Below are 16283 nucleotides of genomic sequence, written 5' to 3' on the forward strand. Positions count from 1 at the left end.
CCCCGAGCAGGGTCAGCGGCGGCGTCCGCGCTTCACCTTCAGCTCCTCGAAGCGGGGCGCGTCCCCGTCCCGCACCCGGCCCCAGGCCCTGGCGTACAGCTCGGCGGCGGGCTCGGCGGGGACGAGCGGCACCCCGGACGACCCCGCCACGTCGAACAGCCCCAGCTTCCACTGCTCCAGCGGCAGCCTGGGCGCGCTCTGCGCCGTCCACCCGCCGGGCAGGAACAGCGAGCGCCCCGCCCGCTCGCGGGTGGCCCGCACGACCAGGTCGGTGTCGGCCAGCTCGGCCTGGGCCGACTTGAGCCGGGCGGGCTTCCAGCCGGTCCACCGGGCCGCGTTGCGGTCGGTCGGGTCGGGCATGGCCAGCAGCATGAGGTACGCGGTCGCGGCGTCCTCGCCCAGCCCGAACTCCTTGGCCACCTCGACGACCAGATGGGGCACGGAACGGCTGGGGTCCTGCGGCCACCACGTGCCGTCGGCCCCGCGTTCCCCGGCGAGCGGGTCCCCGGGGTCGGCCAGCAGGGCCTCGAAGCGCGGGCCGCGGACGGTCGCCAGCGCGTCCATGACCGGGAACGGCTCCTCCGACCCGATGAGGGCCCGCAGGTAGGGGTCGTCACCGGCCTCGTCCAGGAGCGACATGCGCACGGCGGGCGCGGGCCGGTCGTCGTGGGTGGCCATGACGACGGCGCCGTACCTTTCGTACCCCTCGCCGGTCTCGGTGGGCGTGCCGGCCGCCTTGCGGAAGGCGGGCAGGTCGACGTACCGGCCGAGGTCGAGCAGCAGGCCGGGGGCGGCCAGCCGGTCGCGTACGGCGGCCAGCGCGCCGGGCAGCGCGGCCCGGATCGGGTCGCCCGCGGGCAGCCGGTGCGCGAGCCAGCGGGACATGACGATGACCGTGTAGAGGGTGTCGGCCGTGAAGCCGGTGGCGTTGTCGTCGGCGGGCCTGGCGCGGTCGCCCCGGATGGCCCAGACCAGGTCGCGGCCGAGCTCCGGCTCGCCGGCCGGGTTGATGAGGGCGCGCAGCGCGCGGCCGGTGTCCCAGCCGGTCCTGACCGCGCGGGACGCCTCGCCGAGCAGCCATTCGGGCACGGCCGTCCGGGGGCCGATCTTGCCGTTCCAGACGGCCGCGGCGGCGGCCACGTCGGGGCCGTCGCTCCAGAGCCGGGCGGGCTCCAGGGGCAGCAGCGCGGCGACGACCGCCCGCCGGATCCCGGCGCCGAGCTTGCGCAGCTCGTCGCGGGCGACGGCGGCGTCGGCCACCTTCACGCCGATCGTGGCGCGGGTCTCCTTGGCGAGGAAGGAGCGCTCGTACGAGTCGACGGCCGGCAGGCCCGCCACGACCAGCCGGGCCATCGTCAGGGAGACGCCGGTGAGCCGGGCGAACTCCTCGGCCGCCTCCGGCCGCCAGGGCGCGGGCCCGCGTTCGGCCAGCTCGGCGCGGAACGCCTCCAGCCACCCCTGCGGCCGGTCCACGCCGACCGGGTCGGAGGAGCTCAGCGTGTACGGCTGGGGCGCCTCGAACCGCCCGGACGGGTCGTGGAACAGCGCCCGCCACCGGGTCCCGGAGACCTCGGGCGAGTCGTGGCTGAGGAACACCAGGAACGCGCCGCCCTCCAGCGGCAGGACCCCGAGCCAGGTGCCGTCGCGCCACTCGCCGTCGGGCTTCTCCAGATACCGCTTGGGCAGGTGAACGCTGACGCGGCGCCACCGCGAGGGGCCGGCCGCCATGGGCAGCCCGGCCTCGGCCAGGGCCTGGAGCAGCCGCTCCGACGTGACGCGGTGCTCCTCCGGGATGGTCGCCGATCCCGTGCGGTAGGCCACCGCGGCCAGGTGGTCGAGCATCGGCTCCCAGTCCAGGCTGGAGTACGGCAGCTCCGGCAGGTCGAGGTGGATGCGGCCCACCCCGGCCGGAGCCTCGTCCGCCAGCGCCTGGATCCTCCGGATCTGCTGGAAGGCCCCGTCGGCTTCGTGGCGCCAGTAGTAGTAGGAGGAGGTGGAGACCTCCAGCCCGCTGAGCGCCTCCTGGAGCGCGTCGTCCGTGGGGCCCGCGGGAGCCTGCTCGCGATGCCCGCCGGCCAGGGACTCGGTGAGCCTGGCGGCGACGGCGTCCAGCGCGGCCTGCTGCGCGCCGGCGAACCGTACGATCCCGGCGATGCCCGCCACCAGCCCGTCGTGGCTGACCTGGGGCAGCAGCTCCCGGATCCGCGCCGGCAGGTCCTCCTCACGGGCCGCGGCCAGCAGCCGCGAAGCGGTCTCCGGGCCGAGCTCGCGCAGGGCGGCCGACCCCTCGGGGTCCCTCGGCCGCAGGTGGTGCCAGTAGCGCAGCGGCGGCAGGATGATCGTGCCCTCGCCGAACGTGCCGGGGGCGGCGTCGGTCTTGGCGGTGGCGACGCACACGCCGTCGGCATCGACCAGTTCGACCCGGTAGCTCCCCTTAAGGACGGCCACGGGCCGGTCGGTGCCGGGGAAGGTCAGGATGCGCGCCGGCTTGCCGCCGCCGGGCGGGAGGGTGATCGCGCGGCCGGACAGGTCCTCGCCGCGCAGCGAACCGTCGGACAGCCGCGTCACCCGCCACCCGAACAGCCCGCCCACGGGCACGCCCCCCGGGGTCGCCTCCTCGGACGGGGCGGGCAGCAGCCAGCCGCTCTCGAACGTCGTGCCGGCGGGGATGTCGGTGAGGAAGGCAGGCATGCTCTTCCTGCCGTGCTGCCCGCTGACCGGGTCGTACTCGTGCCAGCCGAGGGTGTCGTGGTCGGACCCGTCCCAGGTCCACACCCAGTAGGAGGTGCCGTCGGTGATCACGGACCGTTCGGCGGGGACGGCGGTGTCGCCGGGGTGCAGCACGCCGAGCCCGGTGGTGCGGCCGCCGCCGGGCAGCGCCAGGGTGACCGGGTCGTCGCCGCGGTACCAGTCCAGGCGCGTGCCCCGGGTGCTGCCGCTCTGGCTCTCGACGGCGTGGACGCGGTCGGCCGAGGTGTGCCAGTAGCCGCGCAAGGCGTTGTCGGCGGCACGGGACGGCCAGTAGACGAGCAGGTCGCCGTCGACGTAGTGGTAGCCGATGTCGCTCCACGTGTCGTTGGGCGGGACGCGCAGGTCGTGGGTGAGTAGGGTGCCCTCCCGCCCCAGCACGCGGACCTGCCGGGCGCCCGCCGCGATCAGGTACGGCCAGGCGTCGGCGACCACGATGTCGTCGACGTCCTTCCTCGGCACGAGGGTCGCGGCGGCCTCGTCCCAGGCCGGCCAGCCCAGCTCGTCGAAGATCCCGGTCCGCAGCGTACGGGCGAGCACGGGGGAGACGTCGGCCGTGGCGGCCCGGCGTACCTCGTCCTCGGCCAGGACCAGGGCCTCGCCCGGCAGCCAGGACAGCCGTCGCAGCGCGTCGGGCAGCGCGGGCAGCCCGGCGGATGCCGACCGCGCGCAGACCTTGCGCACCCACTCGGCCAGCAGCGGCCGGCCGCCGTCGGAGGCGGCCAGCAGGCGGACGGCGCGCAGCCCGTCGGAGTCGCCGGTGAACGAGTCCGCCGCCCGCTGGAAGGACGGCGTGAACCGGCCGTCGGCGGCTAGCGCGGTCAGGTCGCGCTGCCCCTCGCCCTTCGCCCAGTGCTCCAGCCGCAGGTAGTCGCTCTCGCCGGGGTCGGCCACGGGCAGGCCGAGCGCGAGGAACAGGTCGAGCAGGTCGACGTCGTACGGGTCCGTCAGCCGGGTCGTGGTCCCGGCGAGCTCGGCGCGCAGCCGGCCGGCGGCCCGCTCGACGAGCGAGTAGAGGACCGGCAGCCGCGGAGGCAGGCCCCAGGTGGCGTTGCGGGTGGTGAGGAAGCGCCGGAGCCAGCCGGACACGCCGTCCTCCGGCACCTGGCCCGAGACGAGCTCGTCGACGGCGCCGGCCGTCTCGAGGATGTCCAGCCACACACCGGGCACGTCGTTGTCGTGGCTCTGCGGCATGACGGCGAGCAGCGTCGCGCGCACCTCGGGCTCGCGCGCGGCCAGCGCCCCGATCACCGCGCGGTGGGCCTTCCACCAGCCGGTGGCGGCCCGCAGGGTGGCGGGCAGGGCGAGCAGCTCGCGCAGGTACGCCTGCTCGGTCGCGTCGGCGTCCACGCCGGCCGCCCTGGCCAGGCGGCGCAGGTCGGTGGCCATCTGGGCGGAGGGGGGCATCCCGCCCGCCGTGCGCCGCACGCACAGCTGGGAGAAGCGGCGCAGCGCCTCCTCGGCGGACACCCGGCCGGCCAGCTCCTTGGCGTAACCGGACAGCACCTTGACCGGCAGCGCCCCCGCCAGCGCGAACTCCAGGAACACCGAGTCGAGCCGGTCCTCGTCGATCGCCAGCCCGTGCTCGGCCTCCGACTTGCGCGCGCTGGAGAACATCTGGGCGGCGTAGGTGGCGTTCTCCACGCCGGTGAACACCCGTCCGGCCTGCTCGTAGAACGTGGGCAGGAAGTGCGGCACGGACGCGCCGAGCCGGCGGGCCAGCTCGTGGTAGCCGTCGAGCGCGTTCTTCGGCTTGGACTTGGCCTGGCGGGCGATCCGCTCCAGCTCCGGCACGACGGCGAGCGCGTGCTGCCCGTCGCCGGGGTGGTGCACCAGCACCCACTCGGGGAAGCCGAGCGAACGCCGTAACCCGAGCCCGACCACCGCGGGCTCCCCTTCGGGCTCCAGGCCCAGGAACCCGGCCGCCAGGTCCTCGGCCGCGCCCAGCTCGCCCGCGACCAGGCGCACGACCACGCGGTCGTCGAGCGCGGGGTGACGGTAGCGGCGGACGGTCATCGGCACGGCGCCCTCGACCGCGCTCTCGGTGTCCGGCGGCAGGATCGCCCCGGCCTTCAACAACTGCTCGCTCATGCGCCCTCCTTCGTCGGTCGCATGAGCGAGCCTCGGCTGTGTTCGATTGGTCGCTCGCTCATGCGTCCTTGCCCTCCTCGACCTTGCGCCCCGCGTACAGCGCCGCGGCCATCCGCATCCCCTCCGACCAGGCCACCGGGCCGACCTCGCGTAGCGGCAACGTCCTGCCGTCGAGGTCCTGCCAGGTCAGACCGCCCGTGCTCACCTCGTCGTCCCAGTACGGCTCGCCGATCCAGACGCTCGCCTCGGTGATGGCCCCCGCGTCGCGGACGCGGCAGGTGGCGTAGCCGCCGGTGACCCGGTAGCCGAGCGTGGTGGCCCGGGCGGCCAGGCCGAAGCGGGAGTCGTACGTGCCGCCGGAGAACTCCGTCACGGTCGTCGCCCTGCCGTCCAGGTCGGCGGGCTTGCGCCAGGTGGCGCGGTGGATCTGCTCGACCTTCTGGACCACGCCCAGCTCGGCGGCGAACTCCCGCAGGTCGTCGAGGTCGGGCAGCAGCACCGGGTGGGGCAGCGTCACCGTGCGCGGCGACAGCCGTACGGTCTCGCCGTCGAGGTTGACCACCCGCAGCTCGCCCGTCTCGGTGGCGTCGCGCAGGAAGCCCACCTCGTCGGGGTCGTCGCCGACCACGGCCAGGTCGCGCAGCGCCGACTGCCACGCCTCGTCCGGCCACACCCGGGCCAGCAGCCCGGTCGGCACGGGCAGCGACGACACCATCCACAGGTCCGCCTGCGCCACGCAGGCGGCGGCGTGGCGGTCGAGCCACTCGGCGAACCGGCGCAGCCGGCCCACCTCAGGGTGATCGCGCAGCGCCTTCGGCAGCGATTTCAGCTGCCGTCCCGCCGACCGGCCGGAGGTGGCTCGCGCCGCCACCCGGCCCTCTATCAGGGCAACCTCGTACCCTTCGCCTGCTGCCAGCCAACCCAAGGGGGTTCCCGCCTTCCAGAAGCCCGAATCCGGGCATGAAATGTCGAATGAGCAGGGATTTTCGTGCCCCTGCCGCTGTTGTTGCGCCGAACCTAGCGGCACTGACCGACAAATGCGCGGATCTCGCAAATTATCGGGCGCGTGCCCTTGTCGCGGCCGCGCCTGCCCGTCGATCTGCACGGCCCCGGCCCCTGCCCGTCCGTCACCCGCATGCGGCGGTCGTGACCCCTGACCGGCGGCTCGGCCGTGACGGGACTCCCGATAGTCTGGCGACATGATCTTAGTGACCGGGGCCACCGGCAACGTCGGCTCCGAACTTGTCGCCGCGCTGGCCTCGGCCGGCCGGCCGGTCCGGGCGCTCGTCCGCGACCCGCGCCGCGCCGCCCTCCCGGCCGGCGCCGAGCCCGTGACCGGGGACCTCAACCAGCCGGAGAGCCTGGCCGCGGCACTCGACGGCGTCCAGGGGCTCTACCTCATGCCGGGCTACGCGGACATGCCCGGCCTGCTGGCCCGCGCCCGCGACGCCGGCGTGCGGCACGTCGTGCTCCTGTCCGGCGGCTCGGCCGCGCTGGAGGACCTGAGCAACGCCGTCTCCCGCTACATGACGCTCTCGGAGCGGGCCGTGCGCGAGTCGGGGCTGCCCTGGACGTTCCTGCGGCCCAGGTCGTTCATGTCCAACGCGCTGCGCTGGCTCCCGCAGCTCGAGGCCGGCGACGTGGTCCGGGTGCCGTTCGCCGACGTGCCGGTCGCGGCCGTCGACCCGTACGACATCGCGGCCGTCGCGGCCCGCGCGCTGCTGAGCGGCGAGCACGAGGGCCGGATCCACGAGCTGACCGGCTCCCGCGCGCTGCTGCCCGCCGACCAGGTGGCCGTTCTCGCCCGGGTGCTGGGCCGGGACCTGCGGTGCGAAGGGCTGACGAACAGCCAGGCGCGGGCCGAGATGGAAGCGGGCATGCCGGTCGAGTACGTGGACGCCTTCTTCCAGTTCTTCGTGGACGGCACGCTCGACGAGGCGACCGTCCATCCGACCGTGGAGGAGGTGCTCGGACGGCCGCCGCGCACGTTCGAGGAGTGGGCGCGCGACCACGCGGACGCCTTCCGCAAGAGCTAGCTCGTCAGGTGGGTGGGGGCGAACATGCGCAGGGTCGCGGGCAGCACGACGACGCTCGGCCCCGGCGTCCGCAGCGCCCGCGCGAGGTCGCTCTCCAGGTCCTCCGGAGTGGTGTGCCAGGCGGGCACGCCGAAGGACGCCGCGAGGGCGACGAAGTCCGGTCTGGCCAGCTCGGTCCCCGTGGCGGCGCCGAACGCGTCCGTCATGTACTCGCGCAGGATGCCGTAGCCGCCGTCGTCCACGATCAGCCAGGTCACGTCGAGCCGGTGCTGGCGCAGCGTGGCCAGCTCGGCCAGGCCGTACATCGCCCCACCGTCGCCGCTGACGGCCAGCACCGGCCCGCCGGTGGCGGCGGCCGCGCCGAGCGCGGCGGGCAGGGCGTGGCCGAGCCCGCCCGCGCCCTGCGCCGACTCCATCGGCCGCGGCCAGGCGGACCAGGCCCAGTACGCCAGGATCGTCATGTCCCAGAAGCTCGGCGCCTGCTCCGGTAGCGCGCGGTCGATGGCCGCGAGCACCGACCGTTCGAGCGCGAGGTCCTGCGTGTCGAGCCGCGCGGCGACGCGCGCGAGCACGTCGCGGACCGCCGACCGGGTACCCGACCGTGCCGCCGGCTGGGCCCCCGGCAGGGGTGCCGCCCCGTCCCCGCCGGTACGCGCGCCCTTCACGGCGCGCGCCAGCTCCTCCAGCGCCAGGCGGGCGTCCGCGTGGACGGCCAGCCCCGGATGGTTGGACTCGAGCTTGCCGAGATCGGCCTCGATCTGCACGACCCGGCCCCGCGGCCGCATCGTGTGGTAGTTGCTGGACAGTTCCCCCAGCCCCGAGCCCACGACCAGCAGCACGTCGGCCTCCTCCAGGAACGCCGTCAGGTGCCGGTCCTCCAGCCACGACTGGAGCGAGAGCGGGTGCTCCCAGGGGAAGGCGCCCTTCGCGCCGAACGTGGTGGCGACCGGCGCGTCCAGCTCCTCGGCCAGCTCCAGCAGGGCCGCCTGGGCGCCGGCGCGCACCACTCCGCCGCCGGCCAGGATTACCGGGTTCGCCGCCCGTACCAGCAGGTCCGCCGCCGCGGCGACGAGCTCGGCCCGCGGGACGAGCGGTCTCGGCGCCACCCGCAGCTCGCTCACCGCCGGGATCCCGGTCTCGGCGAGCAGCACGTCCTGCGGGATCTCGACCAGGACCGGGCCCGTGGGCGCGGTGAGCGCCATCTCCCACGCCTCGGCCAGCGCCGGCGCGATCTGCCCGGCCGTCCGCACCACGCGCACCGACTTCACGACGTCCCTGAAGGACGTGGCCTGGTCCGGCAGCTCGTGCAGGTAGCCCTTGCGCCGCCCGCCCAGCCCGTCCGCCGGGATCTGGCTGCTGACGGCCAGCACGGGGACGGAGGCCGCGCGGGACTCCATGAGCGCGGGGAGGGTGCCCAGCGCGCCCGGGCCGGTCGAGACCAGGAAGGGGGTGACCGAACGGGTCGCGCGGGCGTGGCCGTCGGCCGCGAACGCGACGCTCAGCTCGGTACGGCACCCGACATAGCGCAGGTCCGAGCGGCGCAGCGCGTCGAACAGGCCGAGCGCGTGCTGCCCCGGCTCGCCGAAGACCGTGGTGGCGCCGAGCGCGGCCAGCGACTCGACGACCAGGTCGCCGCCCGTCCGCACGACTTGTCCCCGTGACATGGTCGGATCCTCTCGTCTACAGGACCTTGGCCAGGAAGGCCCTGGTCCGCTCGTGCCGGGGCCGGGCGATCAGCTCGGCGGCCGGTCCCGCCTCGACGACCAGCCCGTCGTCCATGAAGACGACCTGGTCGGCCACCTCGCGGGCGAACCCGATCTCGTGCGTCACCACGACCATCGTCATGCCCGCTCCGGCCAGGTCCTTCATCACGTCGAGGACCTCGCCGACGAGCTCGGGGTCGAGCGCGCTGGTCGGCTCGTCGAACAGCATCAGCTTGGGCTTCATCGCCAGGGCCCGGGCGATCGCGACGCGCTGCTGCTGGCCGCCGGACAGCTGGGCGGGGTGGTGGCCGGCCCGCTCCTCCAGGCCGACCCGCCGCAGCAGGTCGAGCGCCTCCTGCCGGACGGCCTCGCGGGGCCGGCCGAGCACGTGCGTGGGCGCCTCCATGACGTTCTCGAGCGCGGTGCGGTGCGGGAAGAGGTTGAAGCGCTGGAACACCATGCCGATGTCCCGCCGCTGGTCGGCCACCTCGCGCGGGCGCATCTCGTACTTCTTCCCGCCCGAGCGGCGGTAGCCGACCAGGTGGCCGTCGACCCAGATCTCCCCGGCGTCGAGCCGTTCGAGGTGGTTGACGCAGCGCAGGAAGGTCGACTTGCCCGAGCCCGACGGGCCGAGCAGGCACACCACCTGTCCGGCGTGGACCGTCAGGTCGATGCCCTTGAGCACCTCGACCTTGCCGAAGCTCTTGCGCACGCCTCTCGCGACGAGCAGTTCGTTCACGATCGGCCTCCGAACCGTCGTTCGAGCCGGGACTGGGCCAGGGTCAGCAGCGTGGTCAGGACGAGGTACCAGAGGCTGGCGACGATCAGCAGCGGGATCTGCTGGAAGTTGCGCCCGTAGATGAGCTGGGCGCTGGTCAGCAGGTCAGGCAGGCCGATGACCAGCACCAGGGAGGTGAGCTTGAGCATCGAGATCGTCTCGTTGGCGGTCGGCGGCACGATCACCCGGGCCGCCTGGGGCAGGATGACGCGCCGGTAGACCAGCGCGGGCCGCATGCCCAGCGCCTCGGCGGCCTCCCGCTGCCCGTGGTCGACCGAGCCGATGCCCGCCCTGACGATCTCGGCCATGTACGCCGCCTCGTTCAGCCCGAGGCCGAGGACGGCCGCGGTGAACGGGGTGATCAGCGCGTTGACCGGCGCGGAGAAGAATTCGGGGCCGAAGGGGACGCCGAGGCTGATCCGCGGCATCACGGCGCCCAGGAAGAACCAGAACAGCAGCTGGACCAGGATGGGCGTGCCGCGGAAGAGCCAGACGTAGGCGGCGGCGACCCGGCGCAGCAGCGGATTGTCCGACAGCCGCATGATCGCCAGCGCGGTGCCGAGTGCGGCGCCCGCCAGCATGGCCAGCGCCGTCAGCTCGACCGTGAGCAGCAGCCCGCGCATGATCGACCGCTCGAAGAGGTAGCCGGCCACCAGGTCGAGCCGGAGCGCCGGGGTGGTCAGCACGAAGTTGACCGCCATCGCGGCCAGCACCGCGAGCACCGCGGCGGCCACCCACCGGCCGGGCCGCCGCAGCGGCACGATCGGCTCCGTCATGAGCCCGCGTTGATCGCGGCGTCCTTGAACGCCTGCGCCTGCAGGTTCCACTTGGCCAGGAGCTGGTCGTAGGTCCCGTTCTCGATGACCTTCTTCAGCGCGGCCTGGACGGCGTCACGCAACTGCGGCTTGCTCTTCGGGACCGGGATGCCGACGGGCAGCGGGTCGATCGCGCTCACCGCGACCTCGAACTGCTGCGGAGCCTGCTTCACGCTGTAGGCCAGGGTCAGGTCGAGCGCGGCGACCATGTCGGCCCGCTTGGACTGCAGGGCCTGCACGGCGCTCGCCTGATCGGGGAAGGGGACCTTCTCCACGGCCGGTTTGCCGGCCCCGGCGCACTTCTTCGTGACGTCGTCCACGAGCAGGTCGCCGGTCGCGGCCTTCTCGACCGCGACCTTCTTGCCGCACATGTCGAGGGTCTCCTTGACGCCCTGCGGGTTGCCCTTGGACACCATGAGCGCCGACCCGGACTTGAGGTAGTCGACGAAGTCCACCTGCTGCTGGCGTTCCTTCTTGTCGAGCATGCTGGTCAGGCCGAGGTCGTAGCGGCCCGCGTTGAGGCCGCCGATGATGCCGTCGAAGCTGACGTTCTCGAAGGCGAACTCCACGCCCAGCACCTCGCCGAGCGCCTTGCCCAGGTCGGCGTCGAACCCGAGCACGGTCTTGTTGTCGGTGTCGAAGAACTCCATGGGCGGGAAGGAGACGCCGGAGGCCACCCGCACCTTGCCGGCCTGCCGGAGGTCGGCCGGGAGCAGCTTGGCGACCGCCTCGTCCTTCGCGCCCGCCGCGATCTCGGTCTTGGGCGCCGCCGTGGTGGTCTCCTCGGGCGCGGCGCAGCCGGTGAGGGTCAATCCGGTGAGCATAGTGATGGCAAGTGCTCTTCTCATGTGCAGCCGTGCCTTCCCGAACAGGGGCGAATGACTACAGAGTGTGGATGCCGCACCCCCAACCTTCAATCGGGGCAGCACTGAAGGCCCGCCATATCCTTTGTGGGTGACCACAAAGGTGTCCGTGGAGGACCTGCTGCGCTCTCCCGCCCTCCAGCTGCGGCTCCTGGCCGGTGAGGCCGGGCTGGGACGGTCGGTGTCGTGGGCGCACGTCAGCGAGCTCGACGACCCCACGCCCTGGCTGCTCGGCGCGGAGGTCATCATGACGACGGGAATCGCGATCCCGCGCCAGGCCGCCAAGCAGCGCGCCTACCTCGAACGGCTCGACGACGCGGGCGTGTCCGCGCTCGCCCTGTCGGCGCAGCTGCACGTGCCGCCGCTGCACGACGCGTTCATCCAGGCCGCCGAGGAGCGGGGGATGCCCGTGCTCGAGGTGCCGCTGGCCGTGCCGTTCATCGCGATCGCCCAGGAGGTGGCCGCGGCCGTGCAGGAGGACGCCAGGCAGCGCCTGGGCGCGCAGCTGCAGGTGTTCGGGGCGCTGCGCTGGCTGGCGGCCGAGGATCTCGACAGCGCGACGCTGTTCAAGCGGCTGGAGCGGCTGTCCGGCTACGAGGTCTATCTGTGCACCCCGCAGGGGCGGCCGCTGCTGCCGGGGGTGCCGGTGCCCGACGTCGCGGTGCTGCCTTCCGAGCCGGAGGCGCCGCCCACCATTCCGGGTGGTTTCGTCCTGCCCGTCCCCGCTCCGGGAGGCCCGGCGGGCTTCCTCGTCGCCTTCGAGCGTCAGGGGGCCAGGCCCGCCGGGCTGGCCGTGGTGCAGCACATCGCCACGGTGGCCGCCCTGCAGGTGGCCATGGCCCGCAACGAGCGCGAGACGCTGCGCCGCCAGGGCGCCGAGACCCTGTCCGAGCTGCTCCAGGACGTCCTCGATCCGGCCGCGGCGCGGCGGCGCCTGGTCAGGCTGGGCATCCCCGTGGACGCGGAGCTGGCCCTCGCCGTGATCAGGAACGTGCCCGACGAGGCCATCCACCGGGCGCTCGACGACGAGCCGCACCTGATGCTCCGCCGGGGCGACGACCGCTACGTGCTCGGCTCGCCCGCCCTCGGCCCGGCGATCGCCGCGCTGCCGGGCGTCGCGGCGGGCATGAGCAGGTCTTTCCCGCCGGGGGAGTCCATGCAGATCCCCAAGCGGGAGGCGGTCTGGGCGGCCTCCACGGCGGCCGAGTCGGGGCGCGCGCTGATCCACTACGGCGACGACACCACCGGCCGGTGGCTGCCCGACGACCCCTGGGCGCTCACCGCGCTGGTCGAGAACGTGCTCGGCCAGGCGCTCGCCTACGACTCCGCGCACGGGTCGCAGCTCCTGACGTCCGTGCGGACCTGGATGGAGCGCGACCGGCGCACCGAGGACGCCGCGGCCGCGCTGCACATCCATCCCAACACCCTGGCCTACCGCCTGCGCAGGTTCGCCGAGCTGACGGGCCGCGACCTGACGTCCACCGCCGCGTTCGCCGAGGTCTGGCTGGCGCTGCGGGCCGGCCGCCAGCTCGGTCTCATGGACTGACGCCGTGACAGCGCCGTGTCAGCGGCGGATCAGCGGCGGCGGCCATCGTCATGCGCACACCAAAGGGACGGCGGCGCCAAGCCCCGGCCTGACGAGAAAGGACACGCATGAGCGGCACGATCGACGCCTCGGTCTATCAGAACGCCGAACGGCTGCATGGGGCCCACCGGCAGGGCCTGATCCCGGGCGGGCAGGTGCGGCCGAGGTGGATCGACGGCAGGGCCCTGCTGGAAGGCGAGTCGCTCCTGATCCACGGCGGCATGGACGACAACGTCTCGCCGCAGCACACGCTGCGGCCGGCCGATCGGCTCCTGGCCGCGGACAAGGACTTCGACCTGCTCATCGTCCCGCCCGAGGGCTACCGCCTCAAGCCGACCCCGCTCGACATGGACCTCATCTCCGGGTTCTTAGGGTGAGCTACCCGGACATGATCCGCTGGCGAGCCCGTGCCGCGGCCGCCACGTTGACGGGCATGCGCCCGAAGACCAGGCCGTGGAAGGGAGAGATCGCCCACCAGTAGAGGTGGCCGAGCAGGCCGCGCGGGTGGAAGATCGCCCGCTGACGGTAGTAGGTGCGGCCGTCGGAACTGGAGACGCCGAGCTCCAGCCAGGCCAGGCCAGGCAGCCGCATCTCGGCGCGCAGGCGCAGCAGGCGGCCGGGCAGCACCTCCTCCACTCGCCAGAAGTCGACGGCGTCCCCCACTCGCAGCCGGTGCTCGTCACGCCGCCCGCGGCGCAGTCCCACACCGCCGGACAACCTGTCCAGCAGGCCACGCAGGCACCACGCGACCGGCAGGGAGTACCAGCCGTTACGCCCGCCGATGCCCTCGATCACCTGCCACAACGCCTCCGGGCCCGCGGCCACCCGGATGACACGGCAGTCGGTGTACAGGCTGCCGCCCGCCCAGTCGGGGTCGGTGGGCAGCGGATCGCTCGGGGCGCCCGGCGTGGAGGCCGACGACCAGCGGGTGGCCACGTCGGCCTCCTTGATCTTCTTGAGGGCCAGCGACACGGCCTCGCGGAAACCGATCAGCCCCTCCTCGGAGTCGGGCACGTACCGGACGATGTCGTGCTCGCCGCACACCGCCTCGTTGCGCAGCGACTCGACCAGCGGCCGCGCGATCCCCGAGGGGACCGGGGTGACCAGGCCCACCCACAGGCTCGACAACCTCGGGGTGAGCACCCGCACCGGAATGATCAACCGGTGGGGCAGGCCGGCCACGGACGCGTACCCCTGCATCATGTCGCCATAGGTCAGCACGTCCGGGCCGCCGATGTCGAACCCGCGGTTGACCTCGCAGGGCACCTCCGCCCAGGCGGTGAGATACCGCAGCACGTCCCGTACGGCGATGGGCTGCGTACGGCTCCGCACCCAGCGAGGCGTCGTCATGACCGGCAGCCGTTCGGTGAGGTGGCGCAGCATCTCGAAGGACGCCGAACCCGAGCCGATGATCACCGCGGCCCGCAGCACCACCGCGGGCACGCCCGACCCGAGGAAGATCTCACCCACCTCGGTCCTGGACCGCAGATGCGGCGAGAGCCGCTCGCCCGGAACCAGCCCGCCGAGGTAGACGATGCGGCGCACCCCGGCCTCCTCGGCCGCCGCCGCGAAGGTCCGGGCCGCCCTGCGGTCGTTCGCGGCGAACTGCCCTGACCCGCCCATCGCGTGGATCAGGTAGTAGGCCACGTCGACGCCGTCCAGGGCCGCCCGCGTCCGTCCGGGATCGGTGGCGTCGGCCGCGACCACCTCCGTCCGCGCCACCCACGGCAGATCCCGCAGCCTGCCGGGCGAGCGCGCCATGCAGCGGACCTCATGCCCGGCCGCGAGCAGCTCGGGGACCAACCGGCCGCCGATGTAGCCGGTGGCCCCGGTGACCAGGCAACGCGCCATCTCCGTGCCCTCCACTGCCGGTGACCCTCTAATGCCCGTTCCATCCGGCGTCGCGGCGAATCGGAAATCGGCGTAAAGATGGCTTTGCCGTGGACCGCCGCCCGGCCTGCTGATCGGCCCGCTGCCGCTGCAGCCGGTCGGCCAGCACGCTCAGACGACGCTGGATGGCGGCCGAGCGGGCACGCCCGCGTGATGGGCACTCGCGCACCCGCGGTCGAATCCGCACTGTGGCGATGACGTAACCAGACCCACATCGTGCACCTTCATGCACACTCAAAGCCCGACGGCTCCAAACCCCTCTGACCGCGCCCGCCCGGGGCCGGCGCGGTCAGGGCTCAGGCGTCCTCGTCCACCTGGATGGCGGCCGCAGGGCAGACGGCGGCCGCCTCACGTACGGCGGCGTGCCGGTCCGCGGCGGGCTCGGCCTCCAGCAGGATGACGATGCCGTCGTCCTCGTTCTGGTCGAACACGTCCGGGGCGATCAGCACACACTGGCCCGCGCCGCAGCACTTGGCCTCGTCCACGACGATCTTCATCCGATTCTCCTCCTCACCAGCGGACCGGGACCTGGCGCAGGCCGCCGACCACGAGGCCCTCGACCCGGTGCAGCTCCTCCACCGGCACCGCCAGCTCCAGGGTGGGCAGCTTGCGCAGCAGCACCTCCAGCACGACCTGCAGCTCGGTACGGGCCAGGGACTGGCCGAGGCAGGAGTGGGAGCCGGAGCCGAAGGCCAGGTGCGGGTTCGGGCTGCGGGTCAGGTCCATCTCGGCGGCCGCGTCGAAGACGCTCTCGTCGCGGTTGGCGGCGGCCATGCTGCAGATCACGGTCGTGCCGCGGGGCAGCACCGTGCCGCTGACCTCGGTCTCCTCCTTCAGGTAGCGGGGCAGGCCGAAGCCGGAGTTGGCGTCGAAGCGCAGCACCTCCTCCACCGCCGTGCGCACCAGCGAGGGGTCGGCCAGCAGCCGCTCCCAGCGGGTGCGGTCGGACAGCAGCATCCCCACCATCTTGCCGATCATGTTGGCGGTGGTCTCGTGGCCGGCCACGAGCAGCCCCATCCCGGTGGCCAGCAGCTCGACGTCCGACAGGCCCTCGCCCTCGGCGGCGCTCGCCTCGATCAGCTCGCTGAGCAGGTCGTCGCCCGGCGTCACCCGCTTGGCGGCCACGTGCTCGGACATGTACTGGATGAACTCGGCCAGCGAGGCGTCGGTCTCCGCCTGGGTGAACTTGGTCAGGTTGAGCAGGCTGTCCGACCAGTGGGCGAAGCGGTCCCGGTCGGACGCGGGCACGCCGAGCAGGTCACAGATCACGTACACGGGCAGCGGGAAGCCAAGGGAGGCCTTGAGGTCGCCGGGGGCGCCGCGCTCGACCATGTCGTCGATGAGCTGCTCGGCCATCTGTGCCATGACGGGGCGCAGGGCGGCCATGCGCTTGGCGGTGAAGTACTTGCCGACCAGGCGCCGCCACCGCTGGTGCGGCTCGCCGCTGTCCGGGATGACCGCCGCCATCTCGCTGCTGAACAGCCCGCCGTCGTCGTTGGCCGACAGCCGGGCCGCGTCGGGCGCGTTCAGCAGGCGGGTGAAGCGCGGGTCGGCCAGCACCTGCTTGACGTCCTCGTACCGGGTGAGCAGCGTGGCCTCGTCGCCGCTGGGGAGCGTGACCCGCGCGACCGGGCACTTCCCCCGCAGCTCCGCCCACTCGGCGGGCGGCTCCAGCGCCGCCTCGCTCGGGATCGGATAGTTCAGGACCTGCTCGCTCTGCGTCATGCGGTATCTCCTCAAAGGGGTACGGAAACAGCGACGTCGCGCTCTGGCG

Annotated in this window: 12 protein-coding genes; 3 read left to right on the forward strand and 9 right to left on the reverse strand. The window is 73.6% G+C overall.

Features of this window, described 5'->3' with window-relative positions:
* Window positions 1-12 precede the first annotated feature (12 nt).
* Both ACFKCF_RS24020 and ACFKCF_RS24025 read right to left on the reverse strand, forming a co-directional pair.
* Window positions 13-4839: a DNA-binding protein gene (locus tag ACFKCF_RS24020; protein ID WP_394496827.1), complete on the reverse strand. Its 4827-nt coding sequence runs from the start codon at window positions 4837-4839 to the stop codon at window positions 13-15.
* A gap of 58 nt (window positions 4840-4897) precedes the next feature.
* Window positions 4898-5710 carry a DUF4132 domain-containing protein gene (locus ACFKCF_RS24025; RefSeq protein ID WP_394496829.1) on the reverse strand — a complete coding sequence of 271 codons (813 nt, stop codon included), beginning with the start codon at window positions 5708-5710 and terminating at the stop codon, window positions 4898-4900.
* Window positions 5711-6038: 328 nt separating this feature from the next.
* On the opposite strand from ACFKCF_RS24025, the gene ACFKCF_RS24030 reads away from it, so the two are divergent.
* Complete coding sequence (locus ACFKCF_RS24030; RefSeq protein ID WP_394496831.1) at window positions 6039-6875, forward strand: NmrA family NAD(P)-binding protein; 837 nt, start codon at window positions 6039-6041, stop codon at window positions 6873-6875.
* Here the strand turns inward: ACFKCF_RS24030 and ACFKCF_RS24035 are convergent.
* The 4 genes from ACFKCF_RS24035 to ACFKCF_RS24050 are packed head-to-tail and all read right to left on the reverse strand — an operon-like array spanning window position 6872 to window position 10995.
* Window positions 6872-8539 (reverse strand): thiamine pyrophosphate-binding protein, encoded by a 1668-nt coding sequence (locus ACFKCF_RS24035; RefSeq protein ID WP_394496833.1) that lies wholly within the window; start codon window positions 8537-8539, stop codon window positions 6872-6874. The genes ACFKCF_RS24030 and ACFKCF_RS24035 overlap by 4 nt on opposite strands.
* A gap of 16 nt (window positions 8540-8555) precedes the next feature.
* A complete protein-coding gene (locus ACFKCF_RS24040) occupies window positions 8556-9317 on the reverse strand; it encodes an amino acid ABC transporter ATP-binding protein (RefSeq protein WP_394496835.1) in 762 nt (253 codons plus the stop codon).
* Entirely contained in the window at window positions 9314-10132 is an 819-nt protein-coding gene (locus ACFKCF_RS24045) for an amino acid ABC transporter permease (RefSeq protein ID WP_394496837.1), read from the reverse strand. The genes ACFKCF_RS24040 and ACFKCF_RS24045 overlap by 4 nt, the downstream gene beginning before the upstream one ends.
* Window positions 10129-10995: an ABC transporter substrate-binding protein gene (locus ACFKCF_RS24050; RefSeq protein ID WP_394496839.1), complete on the reverse strand. Its 867-nt coding sequence runs from the start codon at window positions 10993-10995 to the stop codon at window positions 10129-10131. Before ACFKCF_RS24050 ends, ACFKCF_RS24045 begins: the two co-directional genes overlap by 4 nt.
* A gap of 130 nt (window positions 10996-11125) precedes the next feature.
* Here ACFKCF_RS24050 and ACFKCF_RS24055 point away from each other — a divergent pair, with 130 nt between their 5' ends.
* On the forward strand, window positions 11126-12580 hold the full coding sequence (locus tag ACFKCF_RS24055) for a PucR family transcriptional regulator (protein WP_394496841.1): 1455 nt from the start codon (window positions 11126-11128) through the stop codon (window positions 12578-12580).
* Between the two features lie 107 nt (window positions 12581-12687).
* Window positions 12688-12996 carry a prolyl oligopeptidase family serine peptidase gene (locus ACFKCF_RS24060; RefSeq protein ID WP_394496843.1) on the forward strand — a complete coding sequence of 103 codons (309 nt, stop codon included), beginning with the start codon at window positions 12688-12690 and terminating at the stop codon, window positions 12994-12996.
* Window position 12997: 1 nt separating this feature from the next.
* Here ACFKCF_RS24060 and ACFKCF_RS24065 read toward each other — a convergent pair whose 3' ends face one another.
* The 3 genes from ACFKCF_RS24065 to ACFKCF_RS24075 form a co-directional block, all read right to left on the reverse strand.
* A complete protein-coding gene (locus tag ACFKCF_RS24065; protein ID WP_394496845.1) occupies window positions 12998-14470 on the reverse strand; it encodes an SDR family oxidoreductase in 1473 nt (490 codons plus the stop codon).
* A 335-nt stretch (window positions 14471-14805) separates the two neighbouring features.
* Window positions 14806-15006 carry a 4Fe-4S domain-containing protein gene (locus ACFKCF_RS24070; RefSeq protein ID WP_364860098.1) on the reverse strand — a complete coding sequence of 67 codons (201 nt, stop codon included), beginning with the start codon at window positions 15004-15006 and terminating at the stop codon, window positions 14806-14808.
* A 13-nt stretch (window positions 15007-15019) separates the two neighbouring features.
* Complete coding sequence (locus ACFKCF_RS24075; protein WP_394496847.1) at window positions 15020-16234, reverse strand: cytochrome P450; 1215 nt, start codon at window positions 16232-16234, stop codon at window positions 15020-15022.
* Between the last annotated feature and the right edge of the window lie 49 nt (window positions 16235-16283).

The sequence above is a fragment of the Nonomuraea sp. JJY05 genome (genome assembly GCF_043496855.1).
In the GTDB taxonomy this organism is placed as follows: domain Bacteria; phylum Actinomycetota; class Actinomycetes; order Streptosporangiales; family Streptosporangiaceae; genus Nonomuraea.

Excerpts from the sequence above, each read along its gene's own strand:
- ACFKCF_RS24020 (WP_394496827.1), bottom strand. The coding sequence starts at position 4,839 with ATGAGCGAGCAGTTGTTGAAGGCCGGGGCGATCCTGCCGCCGGACACC.
- ACFKCF_RS24030 (WP_394496831.1), top strand. The coding sequence starts at position 6,039 with ATGATCTTAGTGACCGGGGCCACCGGCAACGTCGGCTCCGAACTTGTC.
- ACFKCF_RS24035 (WP_394496833.1), bottom strand. The coding sequence starts at position 8,539 with ATGTCACGGGGACAAGTCGTGCGGACGGGCGGCGACCTGGTCGTCGAG.
- ACFKCF_RS24045 (WP_394496837.1), bottom strand. The coding sequence starts at position 10,132 with ATGACGGAGCCGATCGTGCCGCTGCGGCGGCCCGGCCGGTGGGTGGCC.
- ACFKCF_RS24050 (WP_394496839.1), bottom strand. The coding sequence starts at position 10,995 with ATGCTCACCGGATTGACCCTCACCGGCTGCGCCGCGCCCGAGGAGACC.
- ACFKCF_RS24060 (WP_394496843.1), top strand. The coding sequence starts at position 12,688 with ATGAGCGGCACGATCGACGCCTCGGTCTATCAGAACGCCGAACGGCTG.
- ACFKCF_RS24065 (WP_394496845.1), bottom strand. The coding sequence starts at position 14,470 with ATGGCGCGTTGCCTGGTCACCGGGGCCACCGGCTACATCGGCGGCCGG.
- ACFKCF_RS24070 (WP_364860098.1), bottom strand. The coding sequence starts at position 15,006 with ATGAAGATCGTCGTGGACGAGGCCAAGTGCTGCGGCGCGGGCCAGTGT.
- ACFKCF_RS24075 (WP_394496847.1), bottom strand. The coding sequence starts at position 16,234 with ATGACGCAGAGCGAGCAGGTCCTGAACTATCCGATCCCGAGCGAGGCG.